The sequence below is a fragment of the Pseudomonas sp. MPB26 genome, assembly GCF_046605355.1.
Taxonomy (GTDB): domain Bacteria; phylum Pseudomonadota; class Gammaproteobacteria; order Pseudomonadales; family Pseudomonadaceae; genus Aquipseudomonas; species Aquipseudomonas cedrina.
In genome coordinates, this window is sequence record NZ_CP176793.1 from 1,351,211 (window position 1) to 1,368,499 (window position 17,289).

Annotated in this window: 17 protein-coding genes; 3 read left to right on the top strand and 14 right to left on the bottom strand. The window is 61.5% G+C overall.

The features are described 5' to 3' along the window. Positions 1-34 precede the first annotated feature (34 nt). The 10 genes from ACLH0H_RS06325 to ACLH0H_RS06370 all read right to left on the bottom strand — a co-directional run bounded on the left by ACLH0H_RS06325 (position 35) and on the right by ACLH0H_RS06370 (position 10,965). Complete coding sequence (locus ACLH0H_RS06325; RefSeq protein WP_411381380.1) at positions 35-1,222, bottom strand: ATP phosphoribosyltransferase regulatory subunit; 1,188 nt, start codon at positions 1,220-1,222, stop codon at positions 35-37. A 293-nt stretch (positions 1,223-1,515) separates the two neighbouring features. Beyond that, the gene (gene hflC / locus ACLH0H_RS06330) at positions 1,516-2,382 is read right to left on the bottom strand and encodes a protease modulator HflC (protein ID WP_003188064.1); all 867 of its coding nucleotides are present in this window, start codon (positions 2,380-2,382) and stop codon (positions 1,516-1,518) included. After that, entirely contained in the window at positions 2,382-3,557 is a 1,176-nt protein-coding gene (gene hflK / locus ACLH0H_RS06335) for an FtsH protease activity modulator HflK (RefSeq protein ID WP_076951863.1), read from the bottom strand. The genes hflC and hflK overlap by 1 nt, the downstream gene beginning before the upstream one ends. 96 nt (positions 3,558-3,653) lie before the next feature. Further along, positions 3,654-4,955 carry a ribosome rescue GTPase HflX gene (hflX, locus tag ACLH0H_RS06340; RefSeq protein ID WP_307387388.1) on the bottom strand — a complete coding sequence of 434 codons (1,302 nt, stop codon included), beginning with the start codon at positions 4,953-4,955 and terminating at the stop codon, positions 3,654-3,656. Between the two features lie 12 nt (positions 4,956-4,967). Continuing rightward, a complete protein-coding gene (gene hfq / locus ACLH0H_RS06345; protein ID WP_016976904.1) occupies positions 4,968-5,228 on the bottom strand; it encodes an RNA chaperone Hfq in 261 nt (86 codons plus the stop codon). A gap of 94 nt (positions 5,229-5,322) precedes the next feature. Continuing rightward, positions 5,323-6,294, bottom strand: coding sequence for a tRNA (adenosine(37)-N6)-dimethylallyltransferase MiaA (gene miaA / locus ACLH0H_RS06350; protein ID WP_411381381.1), 972 nt, complete (start codon positions 6,292-6,294; stop codon positions 5,323-5,325). Then, on the bottom strand, positions 6,294-8,210 hold the full coding sequence (mutL, locus tag ACLH0H_RS06355) for a DNA mismatch repair endonuclease MutL (RefSeq protein ID WP_411381382.1): 1,917 nt from the start codon (positions 8,208-8,210) through the stop codon (positions 6,294-6,296). Before mutL ends, miaA begins: the two co-directional genes overlap by 1 nt. Beyond that, a complete protein-coding gene (locus ACLH0H_RS06360; protein WP_411381383.1) occupies positions 8,210-9,631 on the bottom strand; it encodes an N-acetylmuramoyl-L-alanine amidase in 1,422 nt (473 codons plus the stop codon). The genes mutL and ACLH0H_RS06360 overlap by 1 nt, the downstream gene beginning before the upstream one ends. Before the next feature lie 15 nt (positions 9,632-9,646). After that, positions 9,647-10,117 carry a tRNA (adenosine(37)-N6)-threonylcarbamoyltransferase complex ATPase subunit type 1 TsaE gene (gene tsaE, locus ACLH0H_RS06365; protein ID WP_411381384.1) on the bottom strand — a complete coding sequence of 157 codons (471 nt, stop codon included), beginning with the start codon at positions 10,115-10,117 and terminating at the stop codon, positions 9,647-9,649. Beyond that, positions 10,105-10,965 (bottom strand): NAD(P)H-hydrate dehydratase, encoded by an 861-nt coding sequence (locus ACLH0H_RS06370; protein WP_411381385.1) that lies wholly within the window; start codon positions 10,963-10,965, stop codon positions 10,105-10,107. Before ACLH0H_RS06370 ends, tsaE begins: the two co-directional genes overlap by 13 nt. Positions 10,966-11,028: 63 nt before the next feature. Here ACLH0H_RS06370 and queG point away from each other — a divergent pair, with 63 nt between their 5' ends. Beyond that, positions 11,029-12,096, top strand: coding sequence for a tRNA epoxyqueuosine(34) reductase QueG (queG, locus tag ACLH0H_RS06375; protein WP_411381386.1), 1,068 nt, complete (start codon positions 11,029-11,031; stop codon positions 12,094-12,096). Here the strand turns inward: queG and ACLH0H_RS06380 are convergent. Then, entirely contained in the window at positions 12,090-12,704 is a 615-nt protein-coding gene (locus tag ACLH0H_RS06380; protein WP_076951855.1) for a trimeric intracellular cation channel family protein, read from the bottom strand. The genes queG and ACLH0H_RS06380 overlap by 7 nt on opposite strands. Positions 12,705-12,878: 174 nt before the next feature. Further along, positions 12,879-13,421, bottom strand: a complete 543-nt coding sequence (orn, locus tag ACLH0H_RS06385; RefSeq protein ID WP_076951854.1) for an oligoribonuclease — start codon at positions 13,419-13,421, stop codon at positions 12,879-12,881. A 109-nt stretch (positions 13,422-13,530) separates the two neighbouring features. On the opposite strand from orn, the gene rsgA reads away from it, so the two are divergent. Further along, positions 13,531-14,562: a small ribosomal subunit biogenesis GTPase RsgA gene (gene rsgA, locus ACLH0H_RS06390; RefSeq protein ID WP_411381387.1), complete on the top strand. Its 1,032-nt coding sequence runs from the start codon at positions 13,531-13,533 to the stop codon at positions 14,560-14,562. A 319-nt stretch (positions 14,563-14,881) separates the two neighbouring features. Then, entirely contained in the window at positions 14,882-15,244 is a 363-nt protein-coding gene (locus tag ACLH0H_RS06395; RefSeq protein ID WP_411382375.1) for a type II toxin-antitoxin system PemK/MazF family toxin, read from the top strand. Positions 15,245-15,304: 60 nt separating this feature from the next. Here ACLH0H_RS06395 and motB read toward each other — a convergent pair whose 3' ends face one another. Both motB and motA read right to left on the bottom strand, forming a co-directional pair. Beyond that, positions 15,305-16,321 carry a flagellar motor protein MotB gene (motB, locus tag ACLH0H_RS06400; protein ID WP_411381388.1) on the bottom strand — a complete coding sequence of 339 codons (1,017 nt, stop codon included), beginning with the start codon at positions 16,319-16,321 and terminating at the stop codon, positions 15,305-15,307. Between the two features lie 3 nt (positions 16,322-16,324). Then, a complete protein-coding gene (gene motA / locus ACLH0H_RS06405; protein ID WP_016976894.1) occupies positions 16,325-17,176 on the bottom strand; it encodes a flagellar motor stator protein MotA in 852 nt (283 codons plus the stop codon). Between the last annotated feature and the right edge of the window lie 113 nt (positions 17,177-17,289).

The window sequence follows — 17,289 nt, forward strand, 5'->3', positions numbered from 1 at the left end:
CAAACTTGGTGCCGGCGATGGCCGGCAGGAAAACTCAAGAAGTCAGTGGCGATACTTGCCAAAGCCCGTTCTGCAGAATCAATTGCCGGTCGCAGTCCGCTTCACGGGCGGCGGCCAATGGTTGCCCAGGCAAGGCCTGGACGACACGCTGACCCTCACTGCGCAACTGGCAAACCTGCTGCCAGAGTGCTGCGTCCGTACTGTCGGGCATCCAGATGCCACCAGACGGCAGCTCGACCTCAGCACGCCCCAGGGTCACCAGGGTTTTTAAATCGGTGGAAAAGCCGGTAGCCGGACGTGCACGACCGAAGTCGGCGCCGATATCGTCATAACGACCGCCTTGGGCGATGGCTTGGCCAACACCCGGTACAAACACCGCGAACACCACACCGGTGTGGTAGTGGTAGCCGCGCAACTCGCCCAGGTCAAAATACAGCGGCAACTGTGGGAAGCGCGCCGACAACTGCTCGGCAATCGCCAGCAAATCGTTCAGAGCCGCCAGCACCGGCGCCGGCGCATTGGCCAGGCGTTCGCGCGCAGCCACCAGCACTTCACGGCCACCGCACAGGTTCACCAGCGCACGCAGCATGCCGGCGAGGTCCGCAGGCACGCCTTCGGTCAGGGCGATCACTTCATCGATAGCCTTGCGTTGCAGGGCGTCGAACAACTGTTGCTCCGCTTCGCCGGACAAACCGGCCGCGCGGGCCAGGCCACGGTAGATACCGACGTGGCCCAGGTCCATATGGACATCCGGTACGTCAGCCAGTTGCAGCATGGCCAGCATCAGGCTGATCACTTCAACGTCGCTGCTCGGGCTGGCATCGCCATATAGCTCGGCGCCCAACTGAATCGGACTACGGGAAGACGACAGTGCACGCGGTTGCGCATGCAGCACGCTGCCGGCATAGCACAGGCGGCTCGGGCCTTCGCGGCGCAGGGTGTGCGCATCGATGCGCGCCACTTGCGGCGTGATGTCGGCACGGAAGCCCATTTGCCGGCCCGATTGCGGGTCGATGACCTTGAAGGTGCGCAGATCCAGGTCCTGGCCCGCGCCGGTCAGCAGGGATTCCAGGTACTCGATATGGGGGGTCACGACAAACTCGTAGCCCCAGCTCTGGAACAGATCCAACACCTGGCGACGCGCTACTTCAATGCGCGCAGCTTCTGGTGGCAGTACTTCTTCGATGCCATCTGGCAGCAGCCAGCGGTCTACCGTTGCCATTACGCCATTCCCCTTTGATCCGGGCGGCCAGCCCTAGGCCGAGCCTTGAGTAGAGCAGAAAATACCCGCCCCTTGCATAAACCACGCGCAAGAGCGACGTGACGAACGGCCTGTAACCGGCCTCGTCGGGCACTTTCCTCGAAAAACCTGTCACGCCTGCCGAATCAAACATACAGACGCAAAAAAGCCGGGAATTTCCCGGCTGCCGCATCATACACCCGTTTTCTGAAAGGATCACCCCGCCAGGCGTTTTAGCCGCCCGACGGGAGTAAGCCTACAGAATCACAGGCCTGTTACTTGGATTTTTCCAGGTAGCGGAAGAAGTCGCTGCTTGGGTCCAGCACCAGGACGTCGGTCTTGTTCGCGAAGCTTTCACGGTAGGCACGCAGACTACGGTAGAACGCGTAGAACTCCTGGTCCTGGCCGTAGGCCTTGGCGTAGATCGCCGCGGCTTGAGCATCACCATCACCACGGGCCTCTTCAGACTCGCGATAGGCCTCTGCCAACAGTACACGGCGCTGACGGTCGGCATCCGCACGGATCCCTTCGGCCAGCTCGTTACCCTTGGCGCGGTGCTCACGGGCTTCACGCTCACGTTCGGTGCTCATGCGCTCGAACACGCTGCGGTTCACTTCCTTGGGCAGGTCGATCGCCTTGACCCGAACATCGACCACTTCGATGCCCAGCTCTTTTTCCGCCATCGTGTTCAGCGAACGCGTGATGTCAGCCATCAGCGCATCACGCTCACCGGATACCACCTCGTGCAGGGTGCGCTTACCAAACTGGTCGCGCAGACCCGATTCCAGACGGCGCGACAAACGCTCGTCGGCAATCTGCTTGAGGCCGGAAGTCGCGGTGTAGAAGCGCTCGGCATCCTTGACGCGCCACTTGGCGTAGGCGTCAACCATCACGGCTTTCTTTTCCAGGGTCAGGAAGCGCTGTGTCGGTGCATCCAGGGTCATCAGGCGCGCATCAAACTTGCGCACCTGGTTGACGTAGGGGACTTTCACATGCAGGCCCGGCTGGACATCCGCCTGGACCACGCGACCGAATTGCAGCAGCACCGCACGCTCGGTCTGAGCCACGATGTAGAAGCAGTTCCAGGCAGCGATGACCACGACGACGCCCACAATCAGGGCGGTCAGCGATTTATTGCTCATCAACGACTCTCCCTGGTACGTGTTTGCTGTTGCAGCAAGTCAGCGGCCGCACGGGCGCTCGCTTCGTTGGCAGCGGCATTGGAACCGGTGGACGGCGCGCCGGTGCTGCTACGACCACCTTCGATCATCTTGTCCAGCGGCAGGTACAGCAGGTTGTTCTGCCCACCTTTGCTGCCGGTCACGAGAACCTTGCTGGTGTTGCTGAAGACTTCCTGCATGGTGTCCAGGTACAGACGCTCGCGGGTAACCTCAGGTGCCTTGCGGTACTCGGCGACCAGCTTGGTGAAGCGGTCCGCCTCACCCTTGGCGCGGGAGACCACTTCGTCGCGGTAACCGTTGGCATCCTCGAGGATACGCTGGGCCTGACCACGGGCTTCCGGCACGACGCCGTTGGCGTAGGTTTCAGCCTGGTTGCGCGAACGCTGCTCGTCTTCACGGGCACGGATCACGTCGTCGAAGGCTTCCTGCACTTCACGCGGTGCGGCTGCGCTCTGTACGTTCACCTGGGTCACAGTGATACCGGTGCGATAGGTATCGAGGAACCGCTGCAGGCGCTCCTTGATTTCGCTGGCCATCAGCTCACGACCTTCGGTCAGCACCTGGTCCATCGCGGTAGAACCGACGACGTGGCGCAGTGCACTTTCAGTGGCGTGCTGCAGGCTGATTTCCGGCTGGTCGACGTTCAGCACGAAGTCCTGCAGGTTGCTGATCTTGTACTGCACGGTCAGCGGCACTTCGACGATGTTCTCGTCTTCGGTCAGCATCTGGCCCTGCTTGGTGTAGGCACGCTCACGCGTGACGTTCTCCATGTACTTCTTGTCGATCGGCGGGAAGTAGATATTCAAGCCCGGGCCGACGGTTTCGTAGTACTTGCCGAAGCGCAGCACCACGGCTTGCTCCTGCTCGTCCACTACGTAAACGGCGCTGTACAGCCACACGGCCGCCAGCACGACAAGACCCAGGCCCAGCAGGCCATAGCCACCGCCCTTGCTTGTCCGACCGCCGCCGTCACCACCACGTTTTTTTCCACCACCGAACAACCCATTCAGGCTTTCCTGCAGCTTTCGGAAGGCCTCGTCGAGATCCGGTGGCCCCTTGCGGTCGCCATTATTGCGGCGTTTACCACCCCAAGGATCCTGATTATTCGAGTTGCCACCCGGCTCATTCCAAGCCATAGCGCTCTCCATCTGATAAAGCAAAGACGCACCCACGGCGCGCCGACCAATGCTACAGAATGCCTGCCGCTGCGGCACAACCGCTTTAGGAGGCTTTTATTGCAAAGTGTGTTGTTCGAGAAACTCTGCCGGAACAACACCTTCACGGCTGACCAGCCGATTCAGTTCCGAGCGCGGCAATCGAACGGCCAGCAAGCTGACCCCTTCTTCGTCGTGTTCTTCTTTCTGTACCGCGCCCAGCTCGAAAAACTGTGCACGCAGTCGAGCAAAACGCTGCGGCAAGCGCAAGGTGCCCACGAACAAATCGCCGCCGAGCAACTCGGCGATGGCTTGTTCAAGCAACTCAAGACCACTGCCATCACGCGCCGACAGCCAGACCCGCTGGGGCTTGCCATTCTCATCGCGCTGGATTTGTGGCTCAACACCTTCAAGCAAATCGAGTTTGTTATAGACCTCCAGGATCGGCAAGTCCTGGGCGCCAATCTCGCCCAGCACCAGCATCACCTGTTCAATCTGCAACATGCGATCCGGTTCGGCCGCATCGATCACGTGCAACAGCAAGTCGGAATTGCTCGACTCTTCGAGCGTAGACCGAAATGCCTCGACCAGCTTGTGCGGCAAGTGACGAATGAAGCCCACCGTGTCAGCCAGGACAATCGGCCCCAGGTCGTCCAGATCCAGACGGCGCAGGGTCGGGTCGAGGGTGGCAAACAATTGGTCGGCCGCGTACACGTCGGATTTCGTCACATTGTTGAACAGCGTGGATTTACCGGCGTTGGTATAGCCCACCAGGGACACGGTAGGGATATCCGCACGCGAGCGGCCACGTCGCGACTGCTCGCGCTGGCTGCGCACTTTCTCGAGACGGCCCTTGATCTGGCGCAGGCGAACCCGCAGCAGGCGTCGGTCGGTTTCGAGCTGGGTTTCACCCGGGCCACGCATGCCGATACCGCCACCCTGGCGCTCAAGGTGAGTCCAGCCGCGGACCAGCCGCGTGCTCATGTGGTCAAGCTGGGCCAGTTCGACCTGGAGCTTGCCTTCATGGGTACGGGCGCGCTGGGCGAAAATGTCGAGAATCAGGCCGGTACGGTCGATCACGCGACACTCGAAGACACGTTCGAGGTTACGTTCCTGACTGGGCGTGAGGGTGTGATTGAAGATCACCAGATCGGCTTCTTCGGCGTGGACCAGGTCGCGCAGTTCCTCGACCTTGCCGCTGCCAATCAGGTATTTGGCGGTTGGCCGATGACGCGGCACGTTAAAAAACGCAACGGTCTCGGCGCCGGCCGAATTTGCCAACTCCTGAAACTCCTGCGGATCTTCGCGCGCCTCAGGGTCCTGTCCATCCAAGTGAACGAGGATGACTCGCTCACCACCACCGTGGCGCTCAAAGAACAAAGGAGACTCCTATCAGGCGTTACCTGGCTCAGCGTCAGCTGCTTCATCACCTGCTGCGCTAGGCAGACGGATCGGACGAACAGGGACGACGGTCGAGATAGCGTGTTTGTAAACCATTTGGCTGACGGTATTTTTCAGCAGGATCACGAACTGGTCGAACGACTCGATCGTGCCTTGCAGCTTGATGCCGTTGACCAGGTAGATGGAAACCCCCACTTTCTCTTTACGTAAAGTATTCAAGTAAGGGTCTTGTAGCGAATGCCCTTTTGACATGTGCCGCACTCCTTTAAGGATCAATAATAAAAAATCGGAAAATAGATAGCTCAAGGCCGTCACACCCCCAAGGATAGACGGCAATTGCAAGGACTCAGCTCAATATGGAGACCGTTCCCAGGTATTTCAAGGCGCGTGACAGATTGTCGCTGTCCAGGCTGTCCAGCCAGTGCAAATCGCTCCAGCTGCGCAACCAGGTGAACTGGCGCTTCGCCAATTGGCGTGTGGCAATGATGCCACGCTCCTGCATTTCGGCTGACGTCAGCTTGCCATCCAGATGATCCCAGACTTGGCGGTAGCCTACGGCACGTATCGAAGGCAACCCTGGATGCAGGTCACCTCTGGAACGCAAAGCTACGACCTCGTCCACAAACCCCTGTTCCAACATATTTGTGAATCTTTGTGCAATTCGTTCATGCAGCACCTGGCGATTTGCCGGAGCAATGGCCAGATTGGCCACAGTATAGGGCAATTGCGAGTGTCCAGATGCGCCTGCGTCAGCACTTTGCGCAGATTGTCGCTGCCGGTGCTCGGTCATGGTCTGCCCACTGACACGCCAGACTTCCAAGGCGCGACTCAGCCGTTGGGGGTCATTGGGGTGAATGCGCGCGGCCGACACGGGGTCTACCGCCGTCAATTGGTCGTGCAGGGCCTGCCAGCCAAGGCGTGCAGCCTCGTCTTCAAGCTCGGCGCGCACCTGGGGATCCGCCGGCGGCATGTCCGCCAGGCCTTCCTGCAAAGCCTTGTAATAGAGCATCGTGCCGCCCACCAGCAGCGGAATATTGCCGCGCGCGGTGATTTCAGCCATGGCCGCAAGGGCGTCGGTACGAAAATCCGCCGCCGAGTAGCTCATCGCGGGGTCGATGATGTCGATCAAACGGTGCGGATACTGGGCCAGCAGCTCCTTTGAAGGCTTGGCGGTTCCGATGTCCATGCCTCGGTAGACCAGCGCGGAGTCGACACTGATCAGCTCGCATGGCAGCACCTTGCTCAGCTCGATGGCCAGGTCGGTCTTGCCGGCGGCCGTGGGGCCCATCAGGAAGATCGCAGGGGGCAAGGCACTCATCAACGGCCGCGCAGGAACAGTTTGTCCAGATCGTCCAGGCCCATTTGGGTCCAGGTCGGTCGGCCATGGTTGCATTGCCCGCTGCGCTCGGTGTTTTCCATGTCACGCAGCAGGCCGTTCATTTCCGGCAGGGCCAGACGGCGATTGGCGCGGATGGCGCCATGGCAGGCCATGGTACCCAGCAGTTCGTTGATGTGCGCCTGGATACGGTCGCTGGTGCCGTACTCCATCAAGTCGGCCAATACGTCGGCGACCAGGCGGTTGGCCTCGGCCTGCTTGAGCAGCGCGGGAATCTGGCGGATCGCCAGGGTTTCCGGCCCCAGGCGTTGCAGTTCAAAGCCCAGCCGCTGGAACACCGCGTGGTGTTCTTCGGCGCAATCGGCCTCACGCTGGCTGACCGCCAGGGATTCCGGTACCAGCAGCGGCTGGCCGCTGAGGCCTTCGCTGGCCATGGCAATCTTGAGGCGCTCGTACATGATCCGCTCATGGGCGGCGTGCATGTCCACCAGCACCAGCCCGTGGGCGTTTTCCGCAAGGATATAGATGCCCTTGAGCTGCGCCAGCGCATAACCCAGCGGTGGAATGTCGCCGCCGCCTTCGGGCAAGGCGACCGCAGCGCCCGGCTCGGCACCTGGCAACGGCGCAAAAAATTCGCGATACGCAGCCTGGGCCTCGGCCACCGGCACCGTCGATTGCGGGCGCGGCGTGTATTGGTACTGATAACCCGAGCCCGCGCCAGAACCTGGTGTGGCATAGGAAGGTTGCGGTTGCGGCGATTGCAGCAGGTTGCCCGCCAGGCTCATTTCGCCCTGGGGTCCGAACTCGCCGGCTTCCGGCCCACTCGGCCGGACCATCGCCGTCACGATCGGCGCCGACAGCTGATCGTCCGGGCGCACATCGCCCAGGGTGCGGTGCAAGGTGCCATAGAGGAAGTCGTGCACCATGCGTCCGTCACGGAAGCGCACTTCGTGCTTGGTGGGGTGCACATTGACGTCCACCACCGACGGGTCGACCTCGAAGAACAGTACAAACGTCGGGTGCCGCCCGTTGAACAGCACATCGCGATACGCCTGGCGCACCGCGTGGGCGACCAGTTTGTCGCGCACCGCGCGGCCGTTCACGAAGAAATACTGCAAGTCCGCCTGGCTACGGGAAAAGGTCGGCAGCCCGACCCAGCCCCACAGGCGCAGGCCATTGCGCTCGATTTCAATCGGCAGCGCCTGCTCCAGGAACCCTGCGCCGCAAATCGCCGACACCCGGCGCGCACGCGCGGCGTCGTCATGGGCTTCGTGCAGGCTAAGAATGGTCTTGCCGTTGTGGCGCAGGTGAAACGCCACGTCGAAACGGGCCAGGGCCAGGCGCTTGATGACTTCCTGCAGGTGATCGAATTCGGTTTTTTCGGCCTTGAGGAATTTACGCCGCGCCGGGGTGTTGAAGAACAGGTCGCGCACTTCCACCGACGTGCCCACCGGGTGGGCTGCCGGCTGGACCCGAGGCGCCATGTCGCGGCCTTCGGTTTCCACTTGCCAGGCCTGTTCGGCGCTGCGGGTGCGCGACGTCAGGGTCAAGCGCGCGACGGAGCTGATGGACGCCAGGGCTTCACCACGAAAGCCCAGGCTCATCACGCGCTCAAGGTCTTCCAGGTCGCGGATCTTGCTGGTGGCGTGACGCGCCAGGGCCAGCGGCAGGTCATCGGCGGAAATGCCGCTGCCATCGTCACGTACCCGCAGCAGCTTGACGCCGCCCTGCTCCACATCGACATCGATACGCCCGGCGCCGGAGTCGATGCTGTTTTCCAGCAGTTCCTTGATCACCGAGGCGGGACGCTCGACAACCTCACCCGCCGCGATCTGGTTGGCCAGGCGCGGACTGAGCAGTTCGATACGCGACCCGCTGTTCAAGCTTGATTCGCTCATTACTGTGCCGCCAATTCAGTGCCAGGGATGGTCAATACCTGGCCGACCTTCAACTCATCCGTGCGCAGATTGTTGGCACTGCGCAAGGTCGCGGCCGACACCTGGAAACGCACCGCCAGCATGGCCAGGGTGTCGCCAGGCTGCACGCGATGGTCGCGCGGGCCCTGGGCGATCTTGCCGGAGTCACGCAGCCAGGCGATATAAGTGCCCGGCGGCGGGTTCTGCTGGAAGAACTGGCGAATGCCGGCGCTGATCGAGCGCGCCAGGGCTTGCTGATGGCTGGCGCTGGCCAGCTTCGAGGCCTCGTTGGAGTTGGAGATAAACCCGGTTTCCACCAGGATCGACGGGATATCCGGCGACTTCAACACCATGAATCCGGCTTGCTCCACGCGCTGCTTGTGCAGCGAAGTCACCCGCCCGATATTGCTCAGGACCTTCTGGCCCACGTTCAGGCTGGACGTCAGCGAGGCCGTCATCGACAAGTCGAGCAGCACGCCGGCGAGCATTTTGTCCTTGTCATCGAGGGACACGTTGCCGGCCCCGCCGATCAAGTCGGAACGGTTTTCACTGTCGGCCAGCCAACGCGCGGTCTCGGAGGTCGCGCCGCGATCCGACAGGGCGAACACTGAGGCGCCGAAGGCCGCAGCCGACGGCGCGGCATCGGCGTGAATCGAGACAAACAGGTCGGCGCCCTTCTTGCGGGCGATCTCGGTACGGCCACGCAACGGAATGAAGTAGTCGCCGGTGCGGGTCAGCTCGGCGCGGTAGCCTTTCATGCCGTTGACCTGGCGCTGCAGTTCGCGGGCGATGGCCAGCACCACGTCTTTTTCATGCTGGCCGCGCGAACCGGACGCGCCGGGGTCTTCACCGCCGTGGCCGGCATCGATCACCACGATGATGTCGCGCTTACCGGCTGGCGCCGGCGGCGGCGGTGGCAGCTTGACCTGCGGCTGCGACGGGTTGACCGGCACGGCCGGCACGGTGGCCACGCTCGGCGTCGGCGCAGGCGGCGGCGCGGCATCGGCGGCGTTGTCGAACAGGTCGACCACCAGTCGGTTGCCGTACTGGGCGTTTGGCGCCAGGGAGAAGCTTTTTGGAGTCACGGCCTTTTTCAGGTCGATCACCACGCGCAGGTCGGTCGGCGTACGCTGAGCCGAGCGCATCGCGGTAATCGGAGTGTTAGCGGTGGACACGTTCAACGGCCCGCCCAGCGTTGCACCGTTGATGTCGATCACCAGGCGATCGGGCGCCGTCAGGGTAAAGACACTGTGCTGGACCGGGCCAGACAGATCGAACACCAGTCGCGTGTTATCCGGCGCTCGCCACAGGCGAACACTTTTCACCTGAGAAGCAGCCAGAGCATTGACAGTCATTGCCGCAAGCAACACCCCCACGACAGCAACCAACGCGCGAAAGCGCATACCTAACCCCACCAATTATTTGAATTCCAATGCCAAAGCGGCGCACCACGACTGGCCGCGCACGCTCTGGGACAACAACTTCAACTGACGTCCGTGCTCATGCGGCGTAATGGTAATGGTCAGGTCCGGCTTTGGCAAAAAGCCTGTGCCTTTATCTGGCCACTCGATCAGGCATAACGCATCGTCATCGAAGTAATCCCGGATGCCCATGTATTCCAGCTCCTCGGGATCGACCAGGCGATAGAGGTCGAAATGGAACGCGCGCACGTCGCCAATCTCATAGGGTTCCACCAAGGTAAACGTCGGGCTTTTTACCGCCCCGGTGTGACCCAGTCCGCGAATGACGCCCCGTGACAAGGTGGTCTTGCCCGCCCCCAGGTCGCCTTCCAGAAAGATCAGCCCTGCTCCGTTCGTGACCTGGGCAATGCCCTGGCCGAATGCGACCATGGCTTCTTCATCGGCCAGGAAAACAATTACTTCAGGCACGGTGACTGTTCCTCCAACAATTGACGAATGGCCGGTATCAGGTCGCTGGCGGCCAGACCGCGACCAAAGGTGCCCTGGCGATCCCCCGCCGTGGCGTGCAACCACACCGCCAGGCAGCTTGCTTCATAGGCGGGCATGCCCTGGGCCAGCAGTGCGCCTACCAGGCCGGCCAACACATCGCCTAGCCCGGCCGTCGCCATCGCCGGATGGCCTTGGTCACATCGTGAAACACGTCCGTCCGGGCTGGCAATCAAACTGCCAGCACCCTTGAGGATAGCCACCGCGTTGAATGTCTGGCTCAACGCGCGCGCCACCTTAAGGCGATCGGCCTGAACCTCGGCTGTCGAGATGCCTAACAATCGCGCGGCTTCGCCCGGATGCGGGGTGATCACGCAGTTGGCCGGCAGGCTGACGCTGCCGGTGGCCAGTTGGTTCAAGGCGTCGGCGTCCCAGACTTGCGGTTGTTGCGCGTTGGCGGCGACAGAGAGAAGGCTTTTGCCCCAGGATGCGTCGCCGAGCCCCGGCCCGATCACGATGACCGAGATTTTTTCCAGCAGGCCCATCAATTGATTGGCCGAACTCACCCCCACGCTCATGACTTCCGGCAAACGCGCCAGCGCGGCGGGAACATGCTCGATGCGCGTCGCCAGCGACACCATGCCCGCACCACTGCGCAAGGCGCTTTCGGCGCTTAGCAGTGCTGCGCCGCCGAGGCCACGGTCACCGCCGATGACCAGCAGATGGCCGAACTGGCCTTTATGAGCATCCGGGGAACGTGCAGGCAGTTGCGGCAAATGGCCGTGTAAAAGGCGCTGTACGTCGGTTATTGCGTGTTTTGTCTGCGGCATGCGTCTTCAAGCTCCGATGTCTGGCAGAATTATACCTATCTAACCTGCGGTTTCCCTTGTCTCATGCCTGCCATCACCACCGATCTGCCCGCCCTCGCCCAATCGATCAAAGACTGGGGCCGCGAGCTGGGCTTTCAACAAGTCGGCATCAGCGGCCTGGATCTGGCCGAGCACGAACAGCACCTGCAACGCTGGCTCGACGCGGGTTACCACGGCGAAATGGACTACATGGGCGCCCATGGCAGCAAACGCTCCCACCCCGATGAGCTGGTACCGGGCACATTGCGCGTGGTCTCGCTGCGTATGGATTATCTGCCCGGCGACACACACATGGCGCAACAGCTGGCCCAGCCGGAAAAAGCCTACATCTCGCGCTACGCCCTGGGTCGCGACTACCACAAGCTGATCCGCAAACGCGTGCAGCAACTGGCGGACCGCATCCAGGCCCAGATCGGCCCCTTTGGCTTTCGCGCCTTTGTCGACAGCGCGCCGGTACTGGAAAAAGCCATTGCCGAACAAGCCGGCCTGGGCTGGATCGGTAAAAACACCCTGGTACTCAATCGCAAGGCCGGCAGTTATTTTTTCCTCAGCGAACTGTTTGTCGACTTGCCGTTGCCGGTCGACCCGCCCCACGGCACCGAACATTGCGGGCGCTGCACCGCCTGCCTGGACATCTGCCCCACCAATGCCTTCGTCGGCCCTTATGTGCTGGATGCGCGGCGCTGCATTTCCTACCTGACCATTGAGCTCAAGAGCGCGATCCCCGAGGACCTGCGCCCATTGATCGGTAACCGCGTGTTCGGTTGCGATGACTGTCAGATCGTTTGCCCATGGAATCGTTTCGCCCGATCCACCGCCGAAGGCGATTTCAAGCCGCGGCACAATCTGGACAACGCGCAACTGGCCGAACTGTTCATGTGGGACGAGGATAAATTCCTCAGCAGCACCGAAGGCTCGCCCCTGCGTCGCGCCGGTTACGAGCGCTGGCTACGCAACCTCGCCGTAGGCCTGGGCAACGCGCCATCGAGCATCCCCGTGCTGGAAGCGTTGAAGGCGCGGCGGAATTATCCGTCGGAGTTGGTGCGCGAACACGTTGAATGGGCACTGGACCAGCACGCCGCGCGTCAGTGAACGTCGTCGTTGTAGACGAACTTGGGCATTTCCCAATGAAAACGGATTGCCAGCAGACGCAGTAGAAAGCCGCTGAACAGCGTCAGCAGGATGGCTTGTTCGCCAGGCAGTTCCAGGTACAGGCATAGCAAGTAGAACCAAGCGGCGAGGAACGACACGCTGGCGTAGAGCTCGCGGCGGAAAATCAGCGGGATGTCGTTGCAGAAGATATCTCGCAGGATGCCGCCGAACACGCCGGTGATCACGCCACTGACCGACGCCACCAACATGCCGTGGCCCATTTCCAGGGCGGTCATGCAGCCGATCAGCGTAAAGGCCACCAGGCCTACGGCGTCCAGCGCCAGAAAGAGTGAGCGCAGATGCCGCATCAGCGGCGCGGCGAAGATCGTCACCAGCGCAGCGATGGAGGTCAGCACCAGGTATTCCGGGTGCTTGACCCAGGTCAGCGGGTAATGCCCCAGCAGCACGTCGCGCACCGAACCGCCGCCCAACGCCGTCACGCAGGCGATCAGCACCACGCCAAACCAATCCATGCCACGCCGCCCGGCCGACAAGGCGCCAGTCATGGCTTCGGCGGTAATGGCGATGAGGTAGAGCATCAGCAGCATGAGGGCGATCCTTGCGAATGGTGTAGTGAGCGGGCTTGCCCCGCGCTGGGCGGCGAAGCCACCCCAAACCAGGCGACCTGGTTCTATCTGGAACTCGGCGGTGTCGTTATTGGGGCGGCTTCGCCACCCGGCGCGGGGCAAGCCCGCTCACTACAAGGACCGACAAGAAGCGAATCACGCCTTGATGAAATGCTTGCGATAATGCTGCAACTCGGCAATCGACTCGCGAATATCATCCAGCGCCAAATGCGTGCTGCCTTTATGAAAGCTGTCTTTAACCTCTGGCGCCCAGCGTGCAGCCAGCTCCTTCAACGTCGACACGTCCAGGTTGCGATAGTGGAAGTAACTTTCCAGCGCCTTCATGTGGGTATAGAGGAAGCGGCGATCCTGGCAGATGCTGTTGCCGCAGATCGGCGACTTGCCCTTCGGCACCCATTTTTCCAGGAAGGCGATGGTTTCGGCTTCGGCTTCGGCCATGCTGATGCGGCTGTCGCGCACGCGCTGGGTCAGGCCGGAGTTGCCGTGGGTGCGGGTGTTCCATTCATCCATGGTCGCCAGCACTTCATCACTGTGATGGATCGCGATCACCGGACCTTCGGCCAAGGTATTGAGGTTGCTGTCGGTGACAATGGTCGCCATCTCGATGATGACGTCGGTGTCGGGGTTCAGACCGGTCATTTCCAGATCGATCCAAATCAGGTTCTGTGGGTTTTGCATGGCTTGATTCTCTTGGCACCTTGGCGTAGCTGCGCAGTTTAGCAGGCAGGGCCGTGCTAGACTCGCGACCGTTTCATCTAAACCTTTGCATTATCGACACGGAACACCAATGGCCAAACGCCAGCTCAATCGTCGCCAAAACTGGCGCATCGAAAAGATTCAGGGTGAGCGCGCCGCGCGCGCCGCCAAACGTGAGTCCTCCGCCGTGGAAGCGCTCGAGGGCGGCGACCTGGGGCCCGAACAGACGGGCCTGGTGATCGCGCACTTCGGTGTGCAGGTCGAAGTCGAGGCACTTGAAGGCGAACTCGCGGGTTCGGTGTCTCGTTGCCACTTGCGCGCCAACCTGCCGGCGCTGGTCACCGGCGACAAAGTCGTCTGGCGTGCCGGCAACCAGGGCATCGGCGTGATCGTCGCCCAGTTGCCGCGCACCACCGAACTGCGCCGCCCCGACAGCCGCGGTCAGCTCAAGCCGGTGGCGGCCAACGTCGACATGATCGTGATCGTGTTCGCGCCGCTGCCCGAGCCGCATGCCAACCTGATCGACCGCTACCTGGTCGCGGCCGAGCATGCCGGCATTCGCCCGCTGCTGCTGCTGAACAAGTTCGACCTGATCGACGAGCAGAACGCCCCGGCGCTCAACGCCTTGCTCGTGGTGTACCGCACCCTCGGTTACCCGGTGCTGGAAGTCTCGGCGCACCACGGCAACGGCATGGAACAGCTGCAACAGCAGTTGGACGGACGCATCAGCGTGTTTGTCGGCCAGTCGGGCGTGGGTAAATCCTCGCTGGTCAATAGCCTGCTGCCGGAAGTCGACACCCGCGTGGGCCCGCTGTCGGAACTGTCCGGCCAGGGCACCCACACCACCACCACCGCGCGGTTGTTCCACTTCCCCGGCGGCGGCGAGCTGATCGACTCCCCCGGCATCCGAGAATTCGGCCTTGGCCACGTCAGCCGCAGCGATGTGGAAGCGGGCTTCATCGAATTCAACGACCTGATCGGCACCTGCCGCTTCCGCGACTGCAAGCACGACCGCGAGCCGGGCTGTGCGTTGCTCAAGGCGCTGGAAGACGGCCGCGTGCAGCAGCAGCGGATGAACAGCTATCGGTCGATTATTGCGAGTTTGCCCGAGAGCAGTTACTGAGTGGCCATTTCCTGATACATATAAATGGCATCGCAAAGCGCCCTTATCCATTGATTTAACGGGCGCTGGCATCAAGAATTCGGCACAACTGGGTGGCGCGTCGACGCAAGCCAGCTTGAATTCGAAACGTCTGATGCTCATAATCTCTCCGTCACCAGCGCAAGCTGGCAGGAGTCTGGATCCTTTTCGGGGTTGATCCAGCGGCGCAGAAGGGGCGAAGCAAGCTCCACTGCGTGTCGAATGAAGCCGCCTTCGGGCGGCTTTGCTTTTTGTGGGGCATTAACGATTGGCTCTTTACTATCACCCCAAACAGGGCGACGTGCTCCTCTGCGACTTCACGCGAGGTTTCGTCGCACCAGAAATGCTCAAAATCCGCAAAGTCGTGGTGATATCTCCTACCGCTACGCACAATCGCAAGCTCTGCACGGTGGTGCCGATCTCCTCTACCGCACCTGAGGTACAGTACGACTGGCACCACTTATTACGTACTAACCCACTTCAATCTGATGGCTACAAGGAACTGTGGGTGAAGTGCGACATGATTTACACCGTAAGCTTCGAGCGCCTCGACAAGCTCCATAGAAAAAGCCGATCCAAAGGGCGAGAATACTTCGTACCACGCCTGTGTACCGACGACATGCGAGGAGTGATCAGTGGTGTCAAAGCCTACCTCCCGCTCTAGCCAGAACTGAAAACGCCCCGATGAGTCGGGGCGTTTTAAGTTGGGATTGTCGCTAGTGTTCTACGACCCCGTACCAGGCACCGTAGGATCCTTCACCCCGCCATCATCAAACAGATTCAGCTTCTGACGCAGCTCATGCGCCGGCAACGGCTGCTGCCCTGGGGGAATGGCGTTCGGGTCGGCGGGCACTTCGCCTGGCGCGCCCGCGCCTGGGGTCGGCTGCGGTGGCGGCTGGTCACCTTCGATCGCACGTTGGGCTTTCTTGGTCAGTACCACGATGTCGATACGCCGATTGATCGGGTTGAACGGGTCCTTCGCGTCAAATAGCTGCGAAGACGCAAACCCCACCACCCGCGCCACTTGCGGGTCCGGGTAGCTGCCGGCCACCAGCGCGCGGCGTGCGGCGTTGGCGCGGTTGGCCGAGAGTTCCCAGTTGCCGAAGTCGCCCTGGCCCGAGTAGGGCTTGGCGTCGGTATGGCCGCTGATGCTGATCTTGTTCGGCACCGCCTTGATGGTGTCGGCCATGGCCAGCAGGATGTCTTCGAAGTACGGCTTCAAGCGCGCGCTGCCGGAGTCGAACATCGGGCGGTTGGCGGCGTCGGTAATCTGGATGCGCAAGCCATCCGGAGTAATTTCGAACGAAATCTGATCCTTGAACTTCAGCAGTTGCGGGTTTTCCTCGACCTTGTTCTGCAGTTCCTGCAGCAACAGTTCAAGACGTTCCTGCTCGACCTGCTCGGCCATCGCTTCCACAGTATCGCGCTCGATCGGGATTTTTTCCTGCGGCGACTCGGTCTGCACTTCCGGGTTGATGGTGCGCTCCGGCGCCAATTGCGGCGAACCGCCCAGGTCGATCACGAAGGGCGTGCCGCTTTCCGAAAAGCCAATCGGGTCTTTGAAGTAGCCGGCGATGGCGATCTTCTGTTCCGGCGTGGCGGTGGACATCAGCCACAGCACCAGGAAGAACGCCATCATCGCCGTCGCAAAGTCGGCGAAGGCGATTTTCCAGGCGCCGCCGTGGTGCCCCGCAGCGAAGCGCTTGACGCGCTTGATGATTATCGGCTGGTTGTTTTCCATGGCTTAGCGACCGCGAACCGCTTGTTCCAGCTCGGCGAAGCTTGGGCGGTGCTTGGGGTACAGCACCTTGCGACCGAATTCCACCGCCAGCGATGGCGGCATGCCGGAAGCCGAAGCGACCAGGCTGGCCTTGATCGACTCGTACAAGTTGATTTCTTCCTTGGCATCATGGGCCAGGGAGGTCGCCAGGGGGCCGAAGAAGCCGTAGGCCGCGAGAATACCGAAGAAGGTACCTACCAACGCCGCACCCACGTGCATGCCGATCGCGGCCTGGTCGCCCTCGCCCAGCGACGCCATGGTCACCACGATACCGAGTACCGCCGCTACGATACCGAAGCCGGGCATGCCGTCGGCGATACCGGTCACGGCGTGCGAAGGGTGTTCCAGCTCTTCTTTAAGGCTGAACAGTTCCATGTCGAACAGGCCTTCCAGTTCATGGGGGGCCATGTTGCCGGAGGACATGATGCGCAGGTAGTCACAGATATAGGCGGTCATGCGCTCATCCTTGAGCACGGCCGGGTACTTGGCGAAGATCGGGCTGGCGGCGGCGTCTTCGATGTCGGCCTCGATGGCCATCATGCCTTCGCGGCGGCTCTTGTTGAGGATCTCGTAGACCAGGCCCAGCACCTCCAGGTAGAAAGTGTGGGTAAAGCGCGAACCGAACATGCCCAGCGACTTCTTGACCACGTGCATGGTCATGTAGCCAGGGTTCGCCTGCAAGAAAGCGCCGAACGCCGCACCACCGATGATCAACACTTCGAAGGGCTGGATCAGCGCAGCAATTTTACCGTGGGACAGGACGTAGCCACCAAGCACGCTTGCGATGACGACGATGATGCCGATAATTTTAGCCATAGGAGATGAGTACTTGCGCCGTCGGGTTCATGGACATATTGGGGGGAACTGAAAACTCTTGTTCCTCTTATCGGCAAAACTGCGCCAGACTATAGCCCGTTAAGGCGAAAAGC